Below are 25,631 nucleotides of genomic sequence, written 5' to 3'. Positions count from 1 at the left end.
TCAGCCCCTATCTCTTCATGCTTTTGTTTATACCCAAGTTTCCCATTCATCCGCGCCACCGATCGGCAGTTTGGGTATAGATGAATTTTAAACTACGCAATAACAGGATCTTATCCATGTGCAAAACAAAAATTGTAGCAACGTTAGGACCAGCAAGCCAAAGTCGAGAAGTGATCATTGAGCTGCTAAAAGCTGGCGTCAATGTGGTTCGGCTGAACTTTTCCCATGGCTCTGCCGAACAGCATATTCAAACTGCTGAACTGGTTAGGGAAATCGCATCAGACCTGCACCTTAACGTAGGCGTGTTAGTGGATCTCCAGGGTCCGAAGATCCGTATCGCCAGTTTTAGCGAACAAGGCGTTTACTTAGAAGAAGGACAAACATTTTATCTAGATGCTCAGCATCCAGATGACAAAGGGAATAATGATAGAGTGGGTCTAGATTATCCAGAGCTGATTAAGGATCTCAAAGTTGGTCATACTTTATTGCTCGATGATGGACGCATTCAACTCAAGGTAGTGGAACTAGACGTTGGAGGTAAATGGGCTAAAACCGAAGTGTTAAACCAAGGAAAGCTATCGAATAGAAAAGGGATTAACTTACTGGGTGGGGGCTTGTCTGCGCCAGCTCTTACCGACAAAGATAAACAGGATATTTTCACTGCCGCAAGCTTAAATGCGGACTTCATTGCTGTTTCGTTCCCACGTAATGGTAAAGACATTCACTACGCGCGTGAACTGGTTCAAAAGGCAGGTTGTAATGCGCATATCGTCGCGAAGGTCGAACGTGCAGAAATTGTCGAAAGTGATGAAAAGATGGACGACGTTATTTCCGCATCAGACATCATAATGGTCGCACGAGGTGACTTAGGTGTCGAAATTGGCGATGCGAGATTACCCAACATTCAAAAACGTCTGATTAAACGTGCAAAGTTAGCGGGGAAGCCTGTGATTACAGCGACTCAAATGATGGAGTCGATGATCGAAAACCCGACGCCAACCAGAGCGGAAGTCTTAGATGTAGCAAACGCTGTTATGGATGGGACCGATGCCGTTATGCTTTCTGCGGAATCTGCAGCGGGTAAATACCCAGTCGAAGCGGTTAAATCCATGGTCAGGATTGCAGCAGGCGCTGAACAAGACCCTTATGAGCTTCATAGCCATTGGGATGAATTGGAACACCTGTGCAAGCGTGTTAATCAAAACCAGAATAACACGAGCATGGTTTCTACTTGCCAGACGAAAATTGATCCAAACAAGAGCTTCGCAATATCGTCAATGATATCCGCTTCTAACAGTAACCAAGCATTGGGCGTCGTTATACTAACCAAAGATGGTCAAACACCGTTATTGATGTCCCGGTGTATGACGAATTCATTCGTTTGGGCTCTGTCGGATAACCTTGCTTTGCTACGTAAGCTCTCAATTTTACGCGGCGTGGTCCCCGTCGCTTTCGATACTTCTAATCTAAAACACAATGCACTCAATGAAGGAATAGTAGAGCTCTTAGCGGATCGCGCGCTGTCGCTAGGAATTGACTCTTTGCTCGTTGCACAACTCGAAGGCATCGAAAATGCGGGGGCGATAAATGCATGTTGGCTAATGGCGATAAAAAACGAAAAAAGTAACAAAGAAAATGAAGAGTTGGTTGCATAGCAACCCGCTGTGTTGATGAAAGTGTAGGGCTTTCTTCAACTCACTTTTGCGCACTGTATGGGGTTCCCCCTAGAGGCTCAGTTGTACGCGCAATCGATTATCAAGATGAATTATCTTGAATGACACCCTTGCTCCACAAGGTTTGACCCGTCTACTGACGGGTCTTTTTTATTAGCATGGTGTATTTATATGGTTTACTTAGTGTTTAAAACAAATTCCATAGTCAGAAAAGTTTACAGATTGATGAATTTATATATGCTGAGTATATACTCAAAGTGAAACCCGTTTATTTGGGTAAAAGCCATAAAAATAAAATCATAGGTGAAATAGCATGCAATCGAATTTTGCAGAAATTACCGGCTGGGGTAAGTGTCTACCTCCTGCCAAGCTCTCCAACCAAGATCTTAGTACCTTTCTAGAAACCTCAGACGAGTGGATTAAAATAAGAACAGGTATTGAAGAACGTCGAATTAGTCATGTAAATACCTCCGATCTTGCCACTGTGGCAGCACAAAGAGCCATAGCGTGTGCAGGCATAGAGCCAAAAGACATTGATTGTTTAATCGTCGCGACTTGTTCACCTGATACGTTGATCCCCAATATTGCCTCCAAGGTGCAAGCCAATTTAGGGATTCAAAGCTGTGCTTCTTTTGATATGAATGCTGCTTGTACTGGCTTTGTATATGGTCTTGAAACCGCAACAAGGCTGATTCAAGCCGGAAACTACCAGCATGCACTTGTTATTGGCGCTGAGCGCTTAACATTCTATTTAGATTGGACTCAGCGAGATACAGCGGTTCTATTTGGAGATGGTGCTGGTGCCGTTGTTCTTAGTAAAACCACTGAGCCCGTTGGTTTACAACAAGCACAGTTAGGTTGTGATGCAGAAGGGCGAGATATTCTGTCTGTACCAAAGTACGGCACAGCAATGGATCGCTTTGCGGCAGATAATGGTTATTGGAGTTTTGATTTCGTTGGAAAGGAAATATTTAAACGCGCTGTTAGGGGAATGGGTGCCGCCGCACAAACCGTGCTGAATCGCTCTAACTTAAGCACAAACGATATTGATTTGGTGGTTCCTCATCAGGCTAATGTCCGGATTATTCAAACCCTTTGTGATCATGCTGAAATCGACCAGAAGAAAGCTTTCATCAATATTCATAAATACGGCAACACATCTGCAGCTACCGTTCCTATTGCGTTATGCGAAGCGGTTGAAGAAGGCAGAGTAAAACCAGGAAGTGATATTCTTACGGCTGCTTTCGGTGCGGGTCTTACATGGGGAGCAGGGCACATAAAGTGGGGTGACAGGGTAACACCAATAAGTCAATCCGATGCTCAATTACCTGCAACAGACAAAAACGCACTTGAGCTATTAGAAAGTGCTATCGAGCATTGCAAGTCGCGCCATAAGTGAGGCATCAAATATCATTTATAAAGAGCCACTTAGGTGGCTCTTTTCTTAAGGTTAACCAAAAGGTAAACGTTACGCTTAGCTAGGATTTGAATCAGCGATCACTTAATAAATTCATTAAGTGCGTCTATCGTTGGCAACGCAGTCATCGCTCCCTTTTGAGTCGTGGCGAGCGCTCCGCAGCCATTTGCCCAGCCAACGGCTTGGCTAATATTATCTTGTTTATTCCAGTCTTTGCTCTTAGCGAGATAGGTCAGTAATCCACCAACAAATGCGTCACCAGCGCCTGTAGTATCCACAGGGGAAACGACTTTTCCTGTAATCATAGTTTGTCTTTTTTCATGGACAACTAATGCGCCTTTTGCACCTTGGGTTACGATAATCAGTGGTAAGTTTAGGTGTTCTAAGCTCTCTAAACCTTTATCTATTGAGTTGGTGTTTGTTAGATAAAACAATTCATCATCTGAAAACTTAACGACATCGGATAGTTCTATCGCTTTTATTACGGTCGGAATAATGTCTTCTTGATTTGCCCAAACTTCGTGGCGCAAGTTCGGATCAAAACTTACATAGCCGCCGGCTTTCTTAACACGTTGCATTGCTAATAAAGTGGTGCTTCTAGCGGGTTCATTAGCAAGCGCGATCGAACAAATATGAAGCCATTCTCCCGGCTGGAAATTGGGTATGTCTTCGGGTTGTGTAAACTGGTCTGCACTTGGGCGGACCATAAACGTAAAGGTTCTTTCACCTGAGTCGTCCAGTTCAACTACGACGGTAGATGTACGTTGATTTTCGTCCCTCTTGACCAAACTGCTATCGACATTTTCGTCTGTTAGTATTTGCTTGAGAAATCCACCAAAAGGGTCGTCGCCGACTCGTCCAAAAAATGCACTTTGACCACCTAGTCGAGCGATGGCTACTGCTACGTTTGCTGGCGCTCCTCCGGGGCATTTTAGGTATGTACTGTCCGTATCCGGAATCAAATCTACTACCGCGTCTCCGGTCACCCAAACTCTATTCATTATCTATTCCTTTAAACAACTCATAATCAAACTTAACCAACAAGCTCATACAACTCAAGAACTAGCCTCATTTGGGCACCAAGAGCGTGAGCAAACTGAATTTAACCCTGTTGTAAAAAGTAAGGGGGGACAAAAAGTCTGTAAAGTGCTGTTTTGTATATATTTGGCGCAGAATCTACGATTACTGATTTTCAATATCACTGGACGGATATTTGAATAATATAGATAGGCTATTGATTGTTATATCTATTCCATTGCAATGACTGAGTCTGCGCGCACATATTTGAAAGTGATCTCTTTTCTGACTAGTGCTGCTTAAAAAAACTTACTTATAAGTGACTTTCTAAACAAAATGGCGTTCCATGTTATTCCTTTTTAAAACTTATGCTAATTAAGCATGTCCTTATGTTGACTAATTCATATTAATTAGTAAAATCTAAATTAGGTTGTGTTGAATCGAGAGGTGTCGATGAGTCTCCAACAAATGAAAACGAGCTCGGTGGAAGTAGCAGAAATTCTAAGAGTAATGTCGCATCCGGAACGCCTTTTGGTTCTTTGTCAGTTAGTCGATGGTGAAATAGGAGCAGGGCAGTTACAAAGCAGCTCTACACTTAGTCAGTCTGCTTTTTCACAGCACCTAACTGTTTTAAGAAAAAACAATCTGGTGAGCGTAAGGAAGGAGTCTCAACAAGTTTTCTATTCACTTGCGGATAAGCGAATAGAAAGATTGATTCATAACTTACACGACATTTTCTGCTCGTAAGCTCATTTTCGTCGTATCTAGATAAATTTTCACTGAAACTTGGGTTTACAGACCCTAAACATTTACGCGCCTAGCGCGGGTTTTATGACGTGTATAAAAAGGAACTGGTAATGAGGTCTGCTTCCAATAAAGGGTTTGTTCATTCTGTAATGAACAGTTATTTTCCTCCGATACTCATCATTTTTGCACTAATTATTGGCGGTGTGGCTCTATGGCTGACACCGAAAGAGGAAGATCCACAAATCGTTGTGCCAATGGCAGACGTTTTGATTGATGCGCCTGGGTTAAGTGCTAAACAAGTTGAAAAGCAAGTAACAGAACCTTTAGAGAAGTTACTTAGCCAAATCGATGGCGTGGAATACGTTTACTCGACATCCATGGAAAACAAAGCACAAGTGATTGTTCGTTTTTACGTGGGTGAGAATCGAGAAAACGCCTTGGTAAAGCTTTATAACAAACTCTATTCAAACCAAGATATTGTCCCATCATCGGTCGCGAGCTGGGTGGTAAAACCTGTAGAGATAGATGATGTGCCCATAGTGGTCGCGGCTCTGTATTCCACTGATCACGATCAGCTAGGAACATTCGAGTTAAAACGTATTGCAACTCAGGCTACACAAAGGCTGAAGTCTTTAGATGATACCAACATTGTTAAAGTAACCGGAGGTCAGTCGAGAGTTGTTGAGGTCAAATTAGATGCTTCAGCAATGGCAAGTCGAAAAACCACTATTGATGATTTACAGAGTGCTTTTCGTTTAAGTCATGCTAAACAAAGCGCGGGTACTTTCCATCAACTTGGGGAGGTTTACTATCTTGAATCGGGGCAGTTCTTTAGCAGTGCTGATGAACTAGGCAGCTTAGTTGTTAACGTGATTGACGGAAAACCCGTCTATTTGAGAGACGTTGCCATCATCAATGACGGACCAGAAGAACCCACTACCGATACGTGGATTCAATATGGGACTACCGACGACACTTTCTATCCTGCCGTGTTTATTTCCGTCGCTAAGCAAAATGGTTCCAATGCTGTAAGTGTGGCTAATGAGATTATTGAGGAGTTGAATTTACTCAAGTCGACGCAATTCCCTGAAGCCGTCCAAATTGACATCATTAGAAATTATGGGGAAACGGCAAATGACAAAGTTGGTGACCTAGTTTCAAGTCTTGGAATCTCAATTATTACGGTCGTCGTATTTGTTGGATTATTTTTAAATTGGCGAAGTGCACTAGTCGTAGGTATAGCCATACCGATAAGTTATGGTGCGGCGTTAGGAATGGATTTAGCGTTTGGTTACTCAATAAACCGAGTCACACTTTTTGCATTAATCTTAGCACTCGGTCTTATTGTTGACGACCCAATCGCCAGTATAGACAACATAGAAAGGTATCTGAAACGTAAAGATCTATCGCGTACCAAAGCGATTGTATTGGCGATGGGGGAAATACGTTCAGCGCTTCTTATGTCGACAGTGGCTATTGTCATTGTGTTCACCCCTATGTTTTTCATTACAGGAATGATGGGGCCTTATATGGCACCGCTTGCCTTTAACGTGCCTGTTTCAGTGATATTCAGCACCATTGTTGCCTTCATGATTACGCCTTGGCTTGCAAGAAAGATTCTAAGAACGGCAGAACAAAAAGGGGGGTATCAATTAGAAACTACATTGCTTTATCGCGGTTATAACAAATTGCTGACACCTATATTGTCATCTAAAAAGAACAGTTGGATGTTTTTAGGCTTGGTTGCAACCCTGTTTATTGGCGCTGCGTTATTACCCGCCTTGCGTCTCGTTCCGCTAAAGCTTCTACCCTACGACAATAAAAATGAATTCCAACTGATTGTAAACATGCCTGAATCGACGAGCTTTGTGAGCACATCAAATGCACTGCGTGAATTCTCTGATTACTTGATTCAGCAACCGGAGGTGAAATTGGTTTCTGGTTTCGCTGGGTTAGCGTCACCCATGGATTTTAATGGCATGGTTAGGCACTATTTTATGAGAGAGATGCCGTACCAAGGCGAACTCAGAATTGTCTTAGTCGATAAAGATAACCGCAGTCAGCAGTCGCACCAAATTGTTACGCGAGTTAGGGCAGACATGGAAGCCATTGCTGATCGATTCGACGCTTCAATCCAACTGGTTGAAGTTCCGCCAGGTCCGCCAGTTATTGCCACACTAACAGCAGAAGTATATGGAGAAGAGACAACTTCATATGAAAGGTTGCAAAGCGAAGCTCAGAAAGTAGCGGCTCGTTTGAAACAAGAACCGTTTGTTTCAGAAGTCGATACCAGTATTCAAGGGAAAATAGAGATCTGGCAATTTGTTGTTGATAGGGAAAAAGCGGCGCTTTCGGGCATCTCAGTTAGTGATATCAACCAAACTATTGTTGCAGCTAATCAGGGACTTTCCTTAGCCAATCTTAAAATGGAGCGAGAAATCGAACCACTTACTGTGGTTATACGGTTACCTGAATCCCAGCGAGATAGCCTTAATAACTTACTTTCATTATATGTCCGAGGCCAAGCAGGGATCAGTAAACAAAACGTGAATGGCAGCCTTGAAGATTCACCACAGCCCCTCGTTCAACTTTCAGAGTTAGGGAATTTTGAGAAAAGATCGAAAGATCAGCCGATCTACCATAAAAACTTAAAGCCAGTCGTTTATGTCTACGCTGAAGCCGCGGGAAGAGTGCCAGGTGAAATTATCGCTGATGTCATTTCCGATGAAGGTAGGGAGCCGTCTGAGAAATCACGTGAATTGTCCGAGAGGCATTATCTTTCGAACGGTGGTCATCAGGGGTGGTCAGTAAGTGAAGGGACCAATGTGGTATGGAGCGGCGAAGGAGAGTGGAAAATCACCGTCGACGTATTCCGAGATTTGGGGATTGCCTATGGTGCCGCTTTATTAGGTGTTTTCATCATTATGCTGATTCAAACGGGGCTACCAGCTGTCTCTGGGATAATCATGCTTGCTATACCCCTTACAGTGATAGGCATTATGCCAGGATTTTGGTTCCTTAACGCAATGAGTGACGATATCAATGGTTACCCAGATCCTGCTCTGTTTACTGCAACTGCAATGATCGGAATGATCGCGTTAGCGGGTATTGTGGTGCGAAATTCACTCGTTCTTATCGAATTCATTCAGCAATCCTTGGCTCAAGGTAAAGAACTTAAACAATCTTTGATTGAGTCCGGTGCCGTCAGGCTTCGACCGATACTACTTACTGCTGGTACAACACTATTGGGTAATGTAGTGATAACGCTGGATCCTATTTTCAACGGTCTCGCATGGGCAGTCATATTCGGAATAACCGCTTCCACAGTCTTTACGTTACTGGTTATCCCAGTCGTGTATCACCTAGCGTATTCAAATGTAAAAGGGCATGGTTTGCCAATTAATAACGGAGAAGAGATATGAGATCGTCAAAACTTCTACTTGGAGCGGGTTTGTTTGCGATACTCGTCGTTTTGTTTATTTATATGGCTGGTGGATTTACCGAAAAAGTCACTGTGAAACCAGTACAAAATGAGGTTACCACTGACTTAAATACCGTTGTGGTGAAGTATACTGAAGAGCCTCAATTACGCGAATTTACTGGCACAGTGATTGCCGACCAGCAAGCGCAGCTTTCAGCCAGAGTTACCGCCAAAGTGCTTGAACTAACAAGTGATGTTGGTGACGTTGTAACTAAGGGCGAGATATTGATACGTCTTGAAAGCGATGATTTGGACGCAAGAGTAAAGCAATCAGAGCAACGTTTGTCTTCCGCTCAAGCTTCAATGAATGCAGCCTCTAAGGAGTATAAGCGGGTATCGGAGTTAGTGAAGAAGAAGCTATTGCCTCAGTCAGAATTTGACCGCGTAGAATCACAACTAGAGTCTGCCAAAGCTTCGTTTAAGCAGAGCCAAGCGGCGTTAAAAGAAGCACAAACCACATTTGATTATAGTGTTATTAGAGCACCTTTTGACGGTGTCATAACCACTAAAGCCGTCGGGGTTGGTGATACCGCAATAATCGGGGCACCTCTTATGACTCTATATAACCCCCAATCATTACAGTTGGAAGTGAATGTTTCTGAATCTCTGATAAGTAGAGTAAAGCTTGGTACTGAACTCCAACTTGAATTGCCCACATCACATTATGAAGGTAAAGCTAATGTAGTCGAAATATCACCTTCCGCTGACCAATCTTCACGGAGCTTTGTAGTGAAGCTTGCGCTATCAAATAACCCATCGATATATCCTGGTGTTTATGGAAAGGTGTTCGTATTTAGCCACAAAACCCGTGTTCTAAGTGTTCCAGAAAATGCTCTATATCAAGTTGGTCAACTTGATTACGTAAAAGTATATGAAGAAGGTAAATTGAAGACCCAATTGGTACAACTTGGGCAAGGAACGCAAGTGAGAAAAGGGCTGAAAGAAGGGGATTCGGTAGTCATAAACCCATTGGGGCTATAACACCTCTATCTCCATCATGCGAGGTTCATTGGCTTCCGGTGATCCTCGCTTTTTCTATATCGATCTTATAAGGATTGTAAACCCTGCGCGATACGCTGAACCATGGCAATAGATTCTGGATTGTCACCATGCACACAAACCGTATCTGCTTCAATTTGAATAGCGTTACCATTTTCGCTAGTGATACTTCCGTACTTTGCAAGTTGCATAACCTGATATAAAATATCTTCTTCCTTATGATGAACGGCGTTTGGTTTGCTTCTAGGTACTAAAAGTCCGTTATCTTGATATGCCCTATCTGCAAAAGCTTCAAATAGCAGCGGTACATTAAATTGATCCGCTAAATCTAGATATCGAGTGTTGTCGCTTGACGCTAGAATCATTACTGGAAGGGAAAAATTTTCAGCGGCAGCTAAAACACCAATGAACACACTTTCATTATGCATCATGTCGTTATACAAAGCACCGTGAGGTTTTATGTAGTCAAGGTGAACGTCATTGAGTGATGCTAGCGATTTTAACGCTCCCACTTGGTACACGATAGAGTGTACTATTTGATCTTGCGTCATTGGAATGGTGCGACGCCCGAATCCAATAAGATCGTGATAACCCGGATGAGCACCAACTTTTACCGAATGGCTCCTTGCGAGTTTCAGTGTTTTAGACATAACATCTGGGTCTGAAGCGTGAAACCCACAAGCGATGTTCGCCATATCGACCCATGGCATGACGTCTTCATCAAGTCCTTTACTCCATGATCCAAAGCTTTCACCCATGTCGCAATTCAGTTTTAACCTTTCCTTGGTCATGTCGTGTATATCTCCTATTTTTAAATATAAGAATAATGGGGTTTAAGTGAGTTGAGAAGTCATTAGGGGCTGTTGGACATTTTCTAATGCTACTTGGGTGTAAGCGTCAGTATCACTTTAACGAACAAAATTAAAAAAACTCGGAAGATTTTTCTATAAAATCCAGTTACTTTGAATTTTGAGACTACTAATCCGAGTCTATCGAAAGTAGAATTACGTCAATCTCACCATTTAGGAATAATGATGAAAGTACTTGTTACTGGTGGCATGGGCTATATCGGCAGCCACACTTGCATTCAAATGATAGAAGCTGGAATGACACCAGTTATTCTAGACAACTTGTACAACAGTAAATCCAGTGTATTAGATAGGATTGAAAAAGTTTCTGGGACTAGACCTGTGTTTGTAGAAGGTGATATCCGAAACAAAGCATTATTAGTCGAAACCATGAAAGCACATGATCTTGAAGCGTGTATTCATTTTGCGGGGCTTAAAGCAGTTGGTGAATCTGTTGAAAAGCCCTTGGAATACTATGATAACAACGTTCATGGAACTCTAGTTCTTGTTGAAGCTATGCGCGAAGCGAACGTGAAAACATTGGTATTCAGTTCTTCTGCTACTGTCTATGGTGACCCAGCATCTGTTCCGATTACAGAGGACTTCCCAACCAGTGCGACCAACCCATATGGTCGGAGTAAGCTCATGGTAGAGGAGTGCCTAACCGATTTTCAAAAGGCAAACCCAGATTGGAGCATTACACTGTTGCGATACTTCAATCCCGTTGGTTCACATCCGACTGGTGATCTCGGTGAAGACCCACAAGGTATCCCTAACAATTTGATGCCTTTTGTTTCTCAAGTTGCAGTAGGGCGCCGAGAGTTTTTATCCGTTTTTGGCAGTGATTACCCAACAAAAGACGGAACTGGCGTACGTGACTACATTCATGTAATGGATTTGGCTGAAGGGCACCTTGCCGCATTGAATACCGTTGGTAATAAAAACGGGCTACATATCTATAACTTAGGTACAGGTAACGGGTACAGTGTAATAGATATGGTGAAAGCTTTTGAAAAAGCCAGCGGTAAAGAAATCCCTTATAAATTGGTCGACCGTAGACCGGGTGATATAGCAGAATGTTGGGCTGACCCGAAGAAAGCCATTGACGAACTTGGCTGGAAAGCCGAGCGTTCTTTAGATTTAATGACTGAAGATACGTGGCGTTGGCAGTCACAAAATCCAGAAGGGTATTCTGACTAACAAATTTAACAAAAGGAGCGATTTCGCTCCTTTTTTGATCTGAATCGATATTTTTCGTAAAAATCTCGTTAAGGGCTTTCGCTCAATCCATAACCTGTTAGAATACCCGCGTTGCTTAATTTTGAGCGTTAAAAAACATTTTCTTAACCCAGTAGGCAACAATTCTGTAATTCAATTTTCAGGGGACACCGATGGAGCTAGCGCTTATCATCACTTTTATCGTTGCAGCTGCTGTAATGGTCAAGAAAGAGATGGCAGAAAACAAATAATCTCGAAATATTTCAGTCACTTTTTGATTACTTTTTAGAAATTTTCGAACTTGTAAAAATCCAGCCTTTGCTGGATTTTTTGTTTTCTGACTAGTCACTTATTAATCCGATCTCATAAACGCAAAAAAGACCGATTTCTCGGTCTTTTCTTTTACATCATATTCTTAATTTAGAAATCGTATTTTGCTGTAATCGCAAAGTTACGTTCTGGTTGAGTGAAGTCCAAATCCGCTTCGGTAAGGGAACGAACATCATTCCAACGGTAGTATTCTTTATTTCCTACGTTGAATACACCAGCTCGTAAAGTCAGGTCTTTAATTGGCTTGTAGTATGCTGTTATGTCTACAAGCGTAGCTGAAGGCATTTCAAAGACTTGTAGTGTTTTACCGGATCTTGAATCAACCGCAGGTGTAATGTCTTTAGCTTTTTTATTTGCTGTATAGACAACTTTTAGCGATGTACCCCAGACAGATGTAGGCGCATCATAGCTAAGCTTTGCAACTGCCTGCCATGGGCTTACAGAGTTTAGCGGATCACCTTCTCCAGACTTACCTTCTGTGTAAGCGGCAGCAATACCCGATGAGAAACCTTCTGGCAATCCAACAAGACCAGATAAATCTTGCTTGCTCGCGATTTCTGCACCTTTGATTGTCGCGTCTGTAACATTAACGTATTGCAAGATTCTTGGTGTTCTTGTTGCGCGATTGCCTTTTTGAACTTCTTTATGCTCAATAAAGTTTTCGTAATCATTGTAGAAAACGCTGAACTCCAAGTCAGAATGTTCAAAGTTCGAACGGAAACCAAGTTCGTATGAGATGCTATCTTCTGCTTTAAGGTCTGGGTTTGGTTTGTTCATGTAACCGTGGGTTAGGTTAGAGAACGAGTAGAAAAGTTCTTGGAAGTTAGGAGCACGGAAACCCTGACTCACCTGAGCAAACAATTTGTGATTGTCTACTACTTCGTATACAGCTCCAATTCGACCTGTGACAGCGGAATTACTGTATTTGTCATAGCTATCTGGTGTGTAGCCCGCTGAGTTAGACGGCACATTCCCTTGTGGATTGGTTTTGAAAGAATCAAAACGAACACCTGGGGTTAGGCGAAGCTTTCCATCCAGCATAGCCATGTCATTTTGAACGAATGCACCAAATCGAGTTTCAGAAGCATTTGGCATGTAATAAATGACTTTATCTGGACGACTGCTATTTTTTTCTTCGTTTACATTGTGTATATCTTTGTTCTTGAAAGACAATCCATAAACTAAGAAATGGTCAATGCTATCACCAGAGACAAATTTATCCGCCTGAATATAGCCTTGGAACCCTTTCTCACGATAGATATAGTCTTTATGTTGCGCGTTTCCATCAGACAAATATTCACGATGAGTATCTGCATTTTCTGTCTGACTCAACCAGTCTGCTTGCCATGTAAGATTGTCAAAAGCACCTATATTAGCATTCCAAGTATGCTTTACTCCGAGACTTTTAGAGTCAGAAACGTCTTGTGAGTTAAAATTTTTGTAACGCGTGCTTTGCAATTGAGTCTTGGTATCGCCTTTAACATAGGTTCCACGCAATTCTAGTGTATGAGCATTATTCACTTCATAGCCAAGCTTTACTAGCAGGTTATCTGTGGCATAGCCTTGATCATCTGGCTTACCAAAGTTGTCTACTTGCTTGCCATCTTTACGCGTGTAAGCCACTAGGGTCTCAAGTTGCCCGGAGCGATTTGCTAACGCAACAGATTCACTTAATGTCTTATCTGCAGAGTAGTAACCGAGTTTTACATAACCACCAAAGCCATCGCCAGATGGCGCCAAGAAATCAGACGCAGATTTAGTCGTAAAGGCTGCAATACCACCAATAGCATCACTACCATAAAGGCTAGATGCAGAACCTTTAACAACTTCAACGGATTTAATCAATTCAGGGTCAAAGTTTAATCGTCCTGAACGAACGAAACCTGAAGGTCCCCCTGGATCGTACTGGTCTGGCTGAACTACGCCATCAACAACAATCTGAACACGGTTGCCCGAAAGACCGCGGATATTGATACCTTGAATACCTTGGCGACCAGCATTTTCAATGGTAACGCCTGGTGTGTAGTCAAATACATCAGCGATATTGTTGGACATATTTGATTCAATCTCAGCATCAGTAATTACTGTCACTGATGCTGCCACATCTTCAAGGGCTTGGTTGGTTTTTGTAGCCGTTACTACAACAGTTTCGTCAACTTGCTCGTTTGCCAAAGTAGGCGTAGAAAGGGCAATTAAGATTGAAGCCGTGAGCAAAGGCTTCTTAAAGTTAGGTGGCGACATTTTTGTTTTTCCATGAATCGCTTTAAATGGTGCGAGGATTGTAAATGATCATAATGATAATGACTATCATTACAATTATCATTAAATTGCAAAAACAACTAATAGAGGAAATATGCAAATAAGCTAACTCTTTGTTTTAATTTCAGTATAAAGTTCGGTATTTGAAGTGTAAGAAAGCGTAAATTTTCAGTATTCGTGATCTTAATCACGCTTATCTAATGCACTAAGACAATGAAAAGTAAGCTGTCGTATTGTAAATAGGATTACCTTCAAACAGAGAGCTATTCTTGAACAGCCCAATTACCCTAGAAGCCTTACATATTCTTGATGCCATTGACCGCAGAGGTAGCTTTGCCGCCGCCGCAAATGAGCTTAACCGAGCGCCATCTTCCCTTAGTTATCAGATTCAAAAATTGGAACAAGATCTTGATCTCGTTATTTTTGATCGGTCTGGACACAAAGCAACGTTCACACATGCCGGAAAACTACTACTGGAACGTGGAAGAATGTTATTAAGTGCAGCAGAAGATATGGTGTCGGATGCAAACGTACTTGCACACGGTTGGGAATTGGATTTGACAATCGCTCACGATGGTATTGTTCCTGTAAATACATTTTTCCCGTTGGTTGAGCACTTGGGAGCGGTCAGTAAAACACGCATTAAGCTGCAAGAAGAAATCTTAGCTGGGTGTTGGGAATCGCTTGCTTACGATCGCGCGGATCTTCTTATATGCCCGAAACCGGATACATACCCACAAGATGTGAAAGCAGAGCCAATTGGCGAGATGTCGATGACTTGGGTCGCGGCTTACGATCACTATATACATCAGAGAAAAGGCGAGTTTGATAACGATTCGCGCAGCCATTATCGCGCAATTGTGATCGCAGATACTGCAAGAGAAGCACCGGCGCTGAGCCGAAATATTTTGGATGAACAACCAAGATTAACGGTAACAAGTTTCCACGCAAAAGTGGAAGCGTTGACTGCTGGGCTCGGGATTGGAACCATTCCAACCCATATAGCGAAAGAGATGATCGACAAGAAGCTTCTAAGAAAAATAGAAGGGACGGAAGACGCCCCTGTTGAAATTGTACTTGCTTGGCGAAGAAATAAAATGGGTAAAAGTAAATCTTGGTGTATTCAATACATTAAGAAAAACTGGAAAGTGGACTACTCGTTTAAAGGAAGCCTCATATCGGCAATGCCGTCTTCAAACTGAATGTCCAATTCAAACCCCATTTTCTGAGCTAGCATGATCATGCCACGATTCGTCGGCATGGTCATACCGGACATCTGTTTGGTTCCCCTCTCTTTACAATATCTTATCAGCTTATCCATTAATACTCGCCCAAGCCCACACCCTTTGAGATCAGATCGCACTAAGATAGCGAATTCAGCATCGAAGTTTTCTGGGTCAGAGAGTACTCTTGCTACGCCAATGATTCGTTTCTTGCCTTCATGGTATTGTTGAGCAACAAATGCCATTTCTCTATCAAAGTCTATCTGAGTGAAGTTAGCTAATGCCTCGTGATTAAACTCACCGACATCACTGAAGAATCGCTTGTAGAGATCGTCTTTCGAGACGTTTGAGATAAACTCAGCGTGATCGGGCTCGTCTTCAGGTAGGATAGGGCGCAGCAAAACATTGCTGTTATCTTTTAACACTACATGTTCTTCGTGTTCGATTGGATAAGGGCGAATGGCAAGACGTTGGTGAGAATCGCCTTCGAACTCTTCGATAGTCAAATCCGCATCCAAGATTGTAAAATCTTCACCGTTAGCGAGTACTGGGTGTATATCCAGCTCTTTGATTTGAGGGCAATCTATTACCATTTGCGAAATACGCACAAGGAATTCACTAAGCCCATCAACACTCATCGGGTTTGGGAGTTGTTGAACTCTGAGCTTGTTTCTTTTAATTGCTCGAACGATAAGATAGCGAGCAAGTGTCATATTCAAAGGTGGAATTGCAGCTGTGGCATCCATCGCTTCATTCCATTCAGAACCGCCTTCACCCAACAGTATGGCAGGACCAAAGGTTGGGTCTGATTTGACTTTGATTCTGATTTCTTGAGCGCCAGCCCGGTTGGCCATGCCTTGTACCAATAAGCCCTGTATACGGGCACTAGGGTAAGTAAGAGAAACCCTATCCAGAATAGATTGCGCTGCCGAAGCAACCTCGACGCTGTTTCTTAAATTAAGCATAACCCCCTGAACATCAGACTTGTGAGCGATGTCGGGTGAGCGGAGTTTAACAGCAACGGGATAGCCGATATTCTCTGCAATATGTACTGCTTCGGATGGGTCGCTTGCGAGCCAAGTTGGTAAGGCATTGAATTTGTATTGTTTTAGTAAGAAATCTATTTGGTGGGTATCCAAATGTGTGTTTCCCTCAGATAACTGGTTATTTATCCAGTCCCTCGCAAGATCTACATCATTGTGCTCAATTTGCCCTGCTGAAGCAGGTGTTTCCATTAATTGTTTTTGATTACGCCTGTATTCTACCAAGTGCATGAATGCGGTAACGGCACTTTCTGGTGTTCTATAAGTTGGAATTCCGGCTTGTGTAAAAAGTTGACGTGCATCTTTTGTGCTTTGTTCGCCACACCAATTCGTTAGAATGTTAAAACGCCTAGCGTTGGGGTGTTTTTTGACGCAATCGATAATCGCTTGCGCTGTCTCGGTTGAATGCGCAACAGCAGATGGACTATGCATTATCAACAACGCATCGAATTCATCGCCATCCATTAACGTACCAATTGTATCAACGTATCTTTGGCTATTGGCGTCACCAATCATATCAATAGGGTTACAGCCAGACCAACTCGCGGGCAGCAGAGTAGAGAGTTTGTTGGTTGTATCATCACTCAATTCAGCTAACTTACCACCTTTATCCATTAGGGTATCGATAGCCATAATCGCGGGACCACCTCCATTTGTAACAATGGCTAGGCGCTCACCTCGGAGGGGAACAGAATGAGTCAGTGTTTCTACTGCTGCGAACAGTTCGTGGGTGTTTTTTACTCTCAGCATTCCAGAACGCTGTATCGCTGCATCATAGATAACATCCAAACTGGGAATGCTGCCTGTATGTAATGTTGCAGCTTTTTGCCCTGCAATCGAGCGTCCGCCTTTTAAAACAAGTATACGGCGATTACGGCTTGCTGCACGAGCTGCAGACATAAAACGTCTGGCGTCTTTAATGCTGTCTATGTACAGCAATATTGCTTCGGTTTTACTGTCTGTACAAAGTGTGTCGAGAAGTTCATCGAAATCGACATCCGAACCATTACCAATTGAGATAAATGCAGAAAACCCAATCTGCTTATCATTTGCCCAGTCCAAAACCGTGGTGCAAACAGCGGCGGATTGAGAAATAAAAGCAATTTTCCCCGGAAGGGCTGTAACAGGAGAAAAAGAAGCATTGAAACGGTGCCAAGGTAGAATTAACCCCAGGCTATTAGGCCCGAGAATTCTTACGTTGTAACGTCTAGCTAACTCAATACATTTCTTTTCATAAGAGTCACCATTTTGATCGAGACTGTGCATATCAGACGAAAGAATGACCACTGCGCCAACACCTTTTCGTGCTATTTGTTCAAACAGTTCTACGTTTCGGGATGCATGTGTGCACAAAATTGCTAGGTCAGGAATGATTGGTAGAGATTCGACAGTCGGGTAGGCTAACACGCCACATACAGATTTGTATTTTGGGGACACTGGCATAATTGCTCCCTGAAATCCCCCTTGGAGCAAATTGTTCATTACGATGTAGCCTGCCCGCGTTGGTGACTGTGAAGCACCTATAACCGCGACAGATGTTGGACTGAGAAGCTTATTTAACCGATTCATCAATGCTCCATAAAATACATAAAAAACAATTTGGCAAGCATCTTACTAGTATATACCGATGCTATCCGTGGTTTCAGGTTTCAACACGAAAATCTGAAGCTAACTCATTGAGTTGTCGTAGTATACTCAAACCACCTCAAGGTGCAGGATTCAGAGCTTTATCTTCTGTTTCAGATCAAGAAAAAGAACGCAGTGGAATGACGAGTCCTTTCCAAGTTCTTTGACGATGAAATGGGACAGAAGATGAGCTCCCAAGGGCGAGATTGCTTGGTTTTCATGCCGTGTTACCGATTCTAGATTTAGAACCACTAGATCTTCAAATCGGTGCCTTGCCTGAAAATCAAGCAATTCTCGCTGAACCTAGCACCTTGAGGTGGTTTGAGTATATAAGTGTAAGCAATTTAAGCTATCGTATAGATAGATTTCAGTATGTGATCTACAACAGTGTTTGGTGTCGTTCGTTCCACGTTGTTCGCAAAAAAACTAAACACTAATTCCTCTAGAGTGAATATTGTGGGAATCATCACGAGTTGAGTTACAATTAACTGGGGACTGCACTTGATTCTGCGTGAATCAATGTGCATGATTTGAAAAGAATAAATTAGCGTAAGCATTACACATGAAAAAAATTTCAATTATCAGTCTTTCGATACTATTGGCAGCTTGTGCCTCGGATACATACGAGAAAGGGGTGACCAGCGAATCTTATACAGAAGATTACAAAGTAGATTCGATCCAAGCTCCAATTACCCAGCAAGCACAAATACAAGAAGTTTCGATTAATGAAACACCTAAGATGGCTGCTCAAACAACAACGCCAATGGTCGCAGTCCGAGAAGAAAAGAAAGTGGTGAAACTTGCTCCTAAACCGCAAGTTCAAAAAAAGAAGATCAAGATTCTTCCTCCGACACATAATCAGCTAAAATCAAACCCACGCTATGGATACACTATTCAAGTAATAGCTTTGGATAGAGAAAGTAAGCTTGAAAGGTTTGCTAACAGACTACCTAAAGGTCAGCCAATTTGGGGCAACTATAAGCAAGTAAATGGAACCAATTGGTACACAATTTTGTACGGTGACTACGCAACATCGGCAGAAGCCAAAGCGGCAATTGCTACTTTGCCAGAGGATTTTAAAAAGTTGAAACCCTTCCCTAAGAGTATTGACGCAATAAAGAACTCTGACTACCCAGTAATGGATAAGTTGAATTAATTTTCATACATATAGAAGAGGGCGAAAGCCCTTTTTTTGTGCTTGAGTTTTATAAAAAGTATTAATAATGGTCAGTAAGGCTTACATGCTGACCGGTTGCACAGCTAATTACCTAAAATTTACTGAATATTGATATGCAAACCTTTAGAATGATATCAGACAGTTTTTCATGGAAAGACCCCATAAGATGACTAAAAAAAATATCCTTTTACTATGCGGCGGGGGATCCAGTGAACATGAAGTTTCTCTGGTGTCAGCCAATTTTATTCAGCAGCAGCTTGAGCTAAATAAAAGCTTTAACGTCATTCGTGTTGAAATGACAAAAGAAGAATGGCGTTTAGACTGTGGTACAAAAACAGAGTTAGATATAGCGCATTCAATGCTAAAAGGCGATGATCACGAATTTCGTATCGACTATATTGTTCCGTGTCTGCATGGATACCCAGGTGAAACGGGTGATGTTCAGTCTATGTTTGAGCTAGCAAAAATCCCTTATCTTGGGTGTGGTCCAGAAGCGAGTACAAACAGTTTTAATAAAATCACGTCCAAGCTTTGGTATGACGCACTAAATATTCCAAATACTCCTTACGTTTTCCTTTCCGATAACAACGAAAATGCTTATCAAAAATCAATCGATGCGTTTAATAGATGGGGAACGCTATTTGTAAAAGCGGCAAGGCAGGGATCATCTGTGGGCTGTTACAAGGTCACAAAAGAGTCCGAGCTAAAAGATGCGATAGAGAAAGCCTTTTCGTTTTCTGAGCAAGTACTGATAGAAAAAGCGGTTAAACCGAGAGAATTAGAGCTCGCTGCATTCGAATATCAAGGCGAACTAATTATTACCAAGCCTGGAGAAATAATGGCTCCAGAAAATGGCTTTTATACGTATGAAGAGAAGTACGGTGCAGATAGCCATTCCATAACAGAAGTTGAAGCCAAAGACTTAACAGCACAACAAGTAGAAGAAATACGTGCACACGCTAGAAAAGTATTTGAGCATATGGGGCTTAAAGACCTTTCTAGAATAGATTTCTTTTTAACTGAAGATAACGAAATATACTTGAATGAAGTCAATACGTTCCCTGGAATGACGCCCATTTCGATGTTTCCTAAAATGGTTGAGCATTACGGGATAAGTTTTACAGATTTTTTAAGCGATGCCATTAGCAATTCGCTACGTTAATCCCAAGGTTTAATCGTTACAAACTTCAGCTTTTCTTCATCCGCAGTGCCTAGCTTTCCCAAATACTGAGCAGGCATTGCGGGACTCAACCACCTGCCGAAATCTTGAATTTCTTTCAATTTGTAGCCTTGCGATGCCAACTCTTTGACAGCGCCTATGCGGCTAGATTGACCTGAAAAGCTCTCTCCTCCTGACAATCCGAGTAGCTGACTGCCTCTTCTAAAAATACGATAGATGGAAGAGTCATCTAGTGTGGATTCATACAGGTTTTCGTACTTATCGATGCGGCAAAAAAGAATACTAGTATCATTCTTACTTATCCATTTTCTTAGCGCGAGAGAAGAGTTGATACTCAACTCATATACCTTGTCACCCAAATGAATAATAGCGATTTCGTTTTTAAAACCGATGTTATCCATTTTCATACTTCTAAGCTCGGAACGTTTTAGTGCACACTCGAACATGACGCAATAAATAGCTAAATCTCGTATATCTTTGGTTAGAATCGACGAAGAAAGTAGATTGTACAGGTCATGCAAATGCTTACTAGTAAAAGCGCGAACACTCTTAGAATCACCATGCTTTTGAAGTCGCAATTCACTTAGTAAAAATTTAATCTGACGATGATTTGTTGGGTCTGAATACGAATGAACTCGATGTATCGTACCAATGGTTAGGCAACATCTTCGTATTGAGGCAAATTTTTTCTTAGGGGATTCTTTTATTATAAATCGCTTCACTGCGGCAATAGAAGCGGGTAGGGAAGCAACACTATTCTCTGCGCAAAATGAAACAAAATGATTCCAATCATTAACCATAGACTTCAATGAATTAGCTGAATACTGATAACTTGTTATTTCACCTAACGTACTAACATTAATTTGTTGTGAAAACTGTTTTACACTTGCAGCTCTAATTGATGAATCTGTGATCGGAGATATGTTTTTCTTCATTTTAACGCACTATAACAGGCAATAATGTTACTAATTCTACTTGCGAATCCAAGGATTACAATTATTATTAATAGAAACAAAGAACTAAGAGTTCAGCAATATGGCAACGAGTATGCACCGCGGCTTTACTTTGCAGTCATCCAACGGCGAAGTATGGCAAGTTAAAATAAAAAACAGAGTACTTTCCGGGAACCTTGCTTCAGTGAAGAAAAGCATTGATTGGTGGTGTGATACAGCATCTCTGATTGATCCCAAAGAGTTTTCAACTTTGGAAGCCAAGAAAGTCGCTGCCGGGACAGAAGAAAATTACAATGGTTTCCAACTTAAAAACGATACTGGTGCACCTAACGCTTGGTATTGCTTCTTTAATGGTAGATTGATTAAGGGTGGAAAACTCGCCATTCAAAAACACATTGATGCACACTTGGCTGCTGCAGCCAAAAAAGGATAAAATAATTTTTTGTCGATAGAATTGAGAAATAAGCATGTCTCTTGTGTATTCAACGGAAGTTGGGCGTATTAAGCCTGAAGAAGTCAAAGAACAACGCCCTAAAGGTGATGGCGTAGTTAGAATCCAGCGCCAAACCAAAGGACGGAAAGGTAAAGGCGTTTGTATCGTCACTGGACTAGATTTGGATGACGCACCTTTAAAACTGCTTGCGGCAGAACTGAAAAAAGTATGTGGATGTGGTGGTTCAGTAAAAGATGGAACGATCGAGATTCAAGGTGACAGTCGCGATAAAATAAAAGCGCATCTAGAAAAGAAAGGTCTTACGGTTAAGTTAGCCGGCGGCTAAGATATAAGGCATTTATGATAGCCAAAAGCTAGGTTAACCTGGCTTTTTTTATGCTTACAGCACACATTATCTAAACGCTAATAATCATGTCTTAATCTTTGATTAAAGTAATGATTATTAGCTATTTTATGGTAAATAGGATTATGGTTAAATAACTCGATTTTTGGTGGGCTAGAACAAAGAAAGAGGCATAGTTCTTACGTAGACTCACATCTTATTTAACATAAGATAGATAATGCGCACTGAGAGTGTAAGCCCAAAGCGATAATGTCCTAATATTTCCAAGTGAATCTGTCCTATGTTTGCTTGGAGGTATTTAGGATGTTAGTTACGATGAACGACCATGAATTGCAACGTTTCTCCATTATCCAAGATGTGTTAAACAATAAGTTAAAGCGCCGAGATGCCACATCCATTCTTGGAATAAGCTACCGACACTTGTCTCGCATACTTAAAGCTTTTAAGGAACTTGGCGTTGAATCCCTAGCTCATGGCAACCGCGGTAAACCTTCGAGCAATCGCATCAGCGATGACACCAAGCTCCACGTACTCAAACTTATCTCAGAATACTATCTAGATTTTGGCCCAACGCTCGTACATGAAAAGCTTACAGAGGTTCACGGATTTAATATCTCCTTGGAAACGCTTCGCCAATGGATGATAGCTGATGCTCTTTGGGTTCCACATTCCAAAAGAAAACCTCGAATTTATCAACCTCGCTATCGCAGAGACTGCTTAGGTGAACTGATCCAAATTGATGGCTCTCACCACGACTGGTTTCAAGGACGATCTGACAAATGCTGTCTATTAGTCTTTATCGATGATGCGACTGGACGTTTGATGAACTTACAGTTCAGTGAAACCGAGTCCGCCTTTGATTACATGCTGGCAACCCGAAAACACCTGAATGAGCACGGTAAACCGATCGCGTTTTACAGCGATAAGCACTCTATTTTTCGCGTCAATCAAGAGAAGCACAAGCAAGTTGGTCAAACTCAATATAATTCTAGAGTCATAAAATAGCTATGTTCTCAAACCTAATGTTCGTTTACTAATTTCTGGCAGATTTCAAGTCAAATGATTGAGAATCAAAGACATATAGTTACTGACTAATTGTCAAATAGCTGATCGAAAATCAGGCTTTGGGCTCAGTATCCCATAAATTTCCGGATCAGTATCACATCTCACAGTGGATATCCCTATACATTTTTTATTTGGAATCGCATACTTAAATGAACAAACCAATAGGTTTATTTAAAAGCAATATTAACGAGAATATTATAATTATGAAGTGTCGTTTCGTTCTGATTCTTGGAACTTTTATCTTGCAAGGATGTGCCGCTACAACAGATAGCAGTGATGATAAACAATCAGTAATACAATCCCACATTTCTAGCTCTCTAAAAGATAGTATCAAATATTATCCTCACGCTTGGACTACGCAAAGGTTCAACGCATATATGGAACTTCCATCGAACAAAGCTTTTGCCATACATTGGAAAGGAAAACGAGCGATGGCATTTGGTTTTGCAAGTGGAAAGCTTTCTATCGAAGCTGCAAAAAAAGAGGCATTGCTTCTATGTTCGGCAAGATCATCAGACCCTGAGAAGTGTGAAATTGCTGCTTTTGAAGAAACAGCCATGAATATTGATACCAAAGGCTACCCTGTAGAAGTTTCTAGCATCAAAGACATAGAAACGTTCAACAAATTCAATTCCAGTACTAGCCATTCTGCCATTGCAGGAAACCAACTCGGACTTCTAGGCTTTGCAACTGAAGTTAATTCCCAAGCTGAAGCTGAAGATATGGCTATGAGACAATGCCTTAAAAAAACGCATTACACCCTACCCAAATGTAAAGTTATCGCTTCTAAATAACGATAATAAGTAACTAACTTTTCAGATAAGGCTCCTTTTATAAGGAGCCTTTTTTATGCTTCAAATACACCTCGTAATTTAATTACCAAATGTGGATAAGCTGTGCTTAACATCGCTTTGTTTAAGCAAGCGGCAAAGCAAGTGCTTACAAACTAACGTTACAAACCTATTCGTTCCGGGACACTCTAGAGATATATTTCAGATTTAACTCATTGTATTTTAATGGTTAAATAGATTGGCTAGATTTTTATGCCAGTGAATATGGTTGATTTTTATTATAGAGCTCAAGTTGTAACGTCCTAGCCCCGTAACAGAATTTTCTGAGACGAGTGAAAGCTAGATTGTTTGATTTATGATCTTAGTTTGGCGGATGGAGTTTCAAAAGTGCTTGTATAGAACGAATAAGAGGTGGAGTATGGAGGATGATAGACATAAAAAAAGCTAGGTTGCCCTAGCCTTTCTTTTCTTCCCTGATTTCGTTTGCAATTATTTTTATTGCTTCTGCTGTACTCATTCCTTGCGCCATAAGAGACTGTATTCTCTCCACGGCTTCTTGTTGCTCTTTATGAGTTAACGTAGGTAAATCTTGGAACATGTTTGGCTCCCCTTTTATTGGAAGCCGAGGATAACGAAATAGTTAGTAACTGCCAAGGAAATTAACGTAAACACCCATTGAATTGGCATTGGTATAGCTCGCACCTAAGTCCATAGTGATGATACCCAGAGGAGTTAGCCCTATACCCGCGGTGATTGTGCCTTCATCGTTTTCTTTAGCAAGATTGGTATAGTAACCACCACGAAGTTGTAGCTGTCTCATTACATCAACTTCAATACCTGCTCTAAGCATCTGTGAATCATCGCCGCTCATGCCTTTGAACTTGTCTCGCTTAACTAAATCGTAATCGACACTAAAGGTATAATAATCGCCGACTAATCCAGCACCAACGGTGTAATTTGGTCTCATTTCATAGGTATCACCTATTTCAACAACTCGTCCACCTACATTTACACTCTCTTGATTAGTGACAATGTCACGTGTCATTATATTCATTGCAGACGCACCAATTCTAAAAGGTCCGTAAAACCATACAGCTCCTAAATCTAGGTTGAATGCGGTTTCACCAGCTGTAGAATCCGTGATGCGTCCGAATCCGAAATTGGAAAAGGAAGCGTGACTGGCAACTGAATACACTCTTTGAATTTTTGGCGATGCGCCGATTGAAACATGTTGTCCAAACAGTGTGTAATATTTTGCGAATGTTACTCCGAGTTCAGTAACGCCAATCCCCATGACTTTAATCAGTGATTGGTCGAGTTTGTCGATATCAGGAACGGAACTAGGTGCCATATCGGCAGTGATGTATGATTCAGTATAGATTTTGCCAAACACGTTCATTGATACGAATTGGTTTGGAATAGCAAATGCAGCCGTAAGACCTATATCTAACGCTATTTCGTCGCCAACGAGTTTGTCGTAAACAGATAAGATTTCGGTTGGGTCACCAGCATCAATTGCGTCAGCTGCACTTTTTATGTCTTGCAGCATTTTACCATTGTCTGTGTAGGTTAAGCCTACACCAGGGATGATCATACCAGCGTTGTCGTCTCGTCGATACAAGGCGGCAAGAGAAGGATTATAGAATGGTGCCGATAGAAAATCAGCGGATACAACCCCTACTCCTCCCATGGCGTCACCTCGACCATCAACAGAATAGTTTGCAGCATTAACAGAACCTGCAGCGAGTGCGAGTGCGATAGTAGTGGATAAACTGATTTTTTTCATA

General features: G+C 41.7%; 20 protein-coding genes and 1 pseudogene. 13 read left to right on the top strand and 8 right to left on the bottom strand.

What is annotated here, in order from left to right:
• The first annotated feature begins 116 nt into the window (after positions 1 to 116).
• Together pyk and CW749_RS24490 are read left to right on the top strand one after the other, a co-directional pair.
• Positions 117 to 1,655: a pyruvate kinase gene (pyk, locus tag CW749_RS24495; RefSeq protein WP_101115083.1), complete on the top strand. Its 1,539-nt coding sequence runs from the start codon at positions 117 to 119 to the stop codon at positions 1,653 to 1,655.
• Positions 1,656 to 1,986: 331 nt separating this feature from the next.
• Positions 1,987 to 3,072 carry a ketoacyl-ACP synthase III gene (locus CW749_RS24490; protein WP_101115082.1) on the top strand — a complete coding sequence of 362 codons (1,086 nt, stop codon included), beginning with the start codon at positions 1,987 to 1,989 and terminating at the stop codon, positions 3,070 to 3,072.
• A 98-nt stretch (positions 3,073 to 3,170) separates the two neighbouring features.
• On the opposite strand, the gene CW749_RS24485 is transcribed toward CW749_RS24490, so the two are convergent.
• The gene (locus CW749_RS24485; RefSeq protein WP_101115081.1) at positions 3,171 to 4,091 is read right to left on the bottom strand and encodes an aminoimidazole riboside kinase; all 921 of its coding nucleotides are present in this window, start codon (positions 4,089 to 4,091) and stop codon (positions 3,171 to 3,173) included.
• A gap of 469 nt (positions 4,092 to 4,560) precedes the next feature.
• Between CW749_RS24485 and CW749_RS24480 the strand changes: the two genes are divergently transcribed.
• The 3 genes from CW749_RS24480 (at position 4,561) to CW749_RS24470 (ending at position 9,316) form a co-directional block, all read left to right on the top strand.
• Complete coding sequence (locus tag CW749_RS24480) at positions 4,561 to 4,854, top strand: metalloregulator ArsR/SmtB family transcription factor (RefSeq protein ID WP_101115080.1); 294 nt, start codon at positions 4,561 to 4,563, stop codon at positions 4,852 to 4,854.
• 110 nt (positions 4,855 to 4,964) lie between these two features.
• Entirely contained in the window at positions 4,965 to 8,276 is a 3,312-nt protein-coding gene (locus CW749_RS24475; protein WP_237322573.1) for an efflux RND transporter permease subunit, read from the top strand.
• Positions 8,273 to 9,316 (top strand): efflux RND transporter periplasmic adaptor subunit, encoded by a 1,044-nt coding sequence (locus tag CW749_RS24470; protein ID WP_101115079.1) that lies wholly within the window; start codon positions 8,273 to 8,275, stop codon positions 9,314 to 9,316. The genes CW749_RS24475 and CW749_RS24470 overlap by 4 nt, the downstream gene beginning before the upstream one ends.
• 65 nt (positions 9,317 to 9,381) lie before the next feature.
• Here the strand turns inward: CW749_RS24470 and CW749_RS24465 are convergent, their stop codons facing one another.
• Complete coding sequence (locus CW749_RS24465; RefSeq protein WP_101115078.1) at positions 9,382 to 10,125, bottom strand: 5-oxoprolinase subunit PxpA; 744 nt, start codon at positions 10,123 to 10,125, stop codon at positions 9,382 to 9,384.
• 243 nt (positions 10,126 to 10,368) lie between these two features.
• Between CW749_RS24465 and galE the strand changes: the two genes are divergently transcribed.
• Positions 10,369 to 11,382 (top strand): UDP-glucose 4-epimerase GalE, encoded by a 1,014-nt coding sequence (gene galE, locus CW749_RS24460; RefSeq protein WP_101115077.1) that lies wholly within the window; start codon positions 10,369 to 10,371, stop codon positions 11,380 to 11,382.
• A 178-nt stretch (positions 11,383 to 11,560) separates the two neighbouring features.
• On the opposite strand, the gene CW749_RS28130 is transcribed toward galE, so the two are convergent.
• Together CW749_RS28130 and CW749_RS24455 are read right to left on the bottom strand one after the other, a co-directional pair.
• On the bottom strand, positions 11,561 to 11,749 hold the full coding sequence (locus CW749_RS28130; RefSeq protein ID WP_145997882.1) for a hypothetical protein: 189 nt from the start codon (positions 11,747 to 11,749) through the stop codon (positions 11,561 to 11,563).
• A gap of 71 nt (positions 11,750 to 11,820) precedes the next feature.
• Positions 11,821 to 13,971, bottom strand: coding sequence for a TonB-dependent hemoglobin/transferrin/lactoferrin family receptor (locus CW749_RS24455; protein WP_101115076.1), 2,151 nt, complete (start codon positions 13,969 to 13,971; stop codon positions 11,821 to 11,823).
• Between the two features lie 287 nt (positions 13,972 to 14,258).
• Between CW749_RS24455 and CW749_RS24450 the strand changes: the two genes are divergently transcribed.
• A complete protein-coding gene (locus CW749_RS24450; protein ID WP_101115075.1) occupies positions 14,259 to 15,191 on the top strand; it encodes a LysR family transcriptional regulator in 933 nt (310 codons plus the stop codon).
• Here CW749_RS24450 and CW749_RS24445 read toward each other — a convergent pair.
• On the bottom strand, positions 15,143 to 17,824 hold the full coding sequence (locus tag CW749_RS24445) for a bifunctional acetate--CoA ligase family protein/GNAT family N-acetyltransferase (RefSeq protein ID WP_101115074.1): 2,682 nt from the start codon (positions 17,822 to 17,824) through the stop codon (positions 15,143 to 15,145). The two genes, CW749_RS24450 and CW749_RS24445, sit on opposite strands and share 49 nt — an antisense overlap.
• Before the next feature lie 619 nt (positions 17,825 to 18,443).
• Here CW749_RS24445 and CW749_RS24435 point away from each other — a divergent pair.
• A complete protein-coding gene (locus CW749_RS24435; RefSeq protein WP_101115072.1) occupies positions 18,444 to 19,037 on the top strand; it encodes an SPOR domain-containing protein in 594 nt (197 codons plus the stop codon).
• Positions 19,038 to 19,224: 187 nt separating this feature from the next.
• A complete protein-coding gene (locus CW749_RS24430) occupies positions 19,225 to 20,220 on the top strand; it encodes a D-alanine--D-alanine ligase (protein ID WP_101115071.1) in 996 nt (331 codons plus the stop codon).
• On the opposite strand, the gene CW749_RS24425 is transcribed toward CW749_RS24430, so the two are convergent.
• Positions 20,217 to 21,173, bottom strand: a complete 957-nt coding sequence (locus CW749_RS24425; RefSeq protein ID WP_101115070.1) for a tyrosine-type recombinase/integrase — start codon at positions 21,171 to 21,173, stop codon at positions 20,217 to 20,219. The two genes, CW749_RS24430 and CW749_RS24425, sit on opposite strands and share 4 nt — an antisense overlap.
• A gap of 100 nt (positions 21,174 to 21,273) precedes the next feature.
• Between CW749_RS24425 and CW749_RS24420 the strand changes: the two genes are divergently transcribed.
• The 4 genes and pseudogenes from CW749_RS24420 to CW749_RS24405 all read left to right on the top strand — a co-directional run bounded on the left by CW749_RS24420 (position 21,274) and on the right by CW749_RS24405 (position 23,847).
• The gene (locus CW749_RS24420; RefSeq protein WP_101115069.1) at positions 21,274 to 21,624 is read left to right on the top strand and encodes a DUF3319 domain-containing protein; all 351 of its coding nucleotides are present in this window, start codon (positions 21,274 to 21,276) and stop codon (positions 21,622 to 21,624) included.
• 34 nt (positions 21,625 to 21,658) lie between these two features.
• The gene (gene yciH, locus CW749_RS24415) at positions 21,659 to 21,970 is read left to right on the top strand and encodes a stress response translation initiation inhibitor YciH (RefSeq protein WP_101115068.1); all 312 of its coding nucleotides are present in this window, start codon (positions 21,659 to 21,661) and stop codon (positions 21,968 to 21,970) included.
• A gap of 333 nt (positions 21,971 to 22,303) precedes the next feature.
• Positions 22,304 to 22,972 (top strand): annotated as a pseudogene (locus CW749_RS24410) (ISNCY family transposase); the annotation flags it as partial.
• 230 nt (positions 22,973 to 23,202) lie between these two features.
• Positions 23,203 to 23,847, top strand: a complete 645-nt coding sequence (locus CW749_RS24405; RefSeq protein WP_101115066.1) for a hypothetical protein — start codon at positions 23,203 to 23,205, stop codon at positions 23,845 to 23,847.
• Between the two features lie 451 nt (positions 23,848 to 24,298).
• On the opposite strand, the gene CW749_RS24400 is transcribed toward CW749_RS24405, so the two are convergent.
• Both CW749_RS24400 and CW749_RS24395 read right to left on the bottom strand, forming a co-directional pair.
• Positions 24,299 to 24,442, bottom strand: coding sequence for a YoaH family protein (locus CW749_RS24400; RefSeq protein ID WP_101115065.1), 144 nt, complete (start codon positions 24,440 to 24,442; stop codon positions 24,299 to 24,301).
• Positions 24,443 to 24,484: 42 nt separating this feature from the next.
• Positions 24,485 to 25,630, bottom strand: a complete 1,146-nt coding sequence (locus tag CW749_RS24395) for a conjugal transfer protein TraF (protein ID WP_101115064.1) — start codon at positions 25,628 to 25,630, stop codon at positions 24,485 to 24,487.
• Position 25,631: the final 1 nt, after the last annotated feature.

The organism is Vibrio sp. vnigr-6D03, assembly GCF_002835515.1.
In the GTDB taxonomy this organism is placed as follows: domain Bacteria; phylum Pseudomonadota; class Gammaproteobacteria; order Enterobacterales; family Vibrionaceae; genus Vibrio; species Vibrio penaeicida.
The sequence above is the reverse complement of the archived record's forward strand: the minus strand, read 5'-3'. Positions and strand labels throughout refer to the sequence as shown.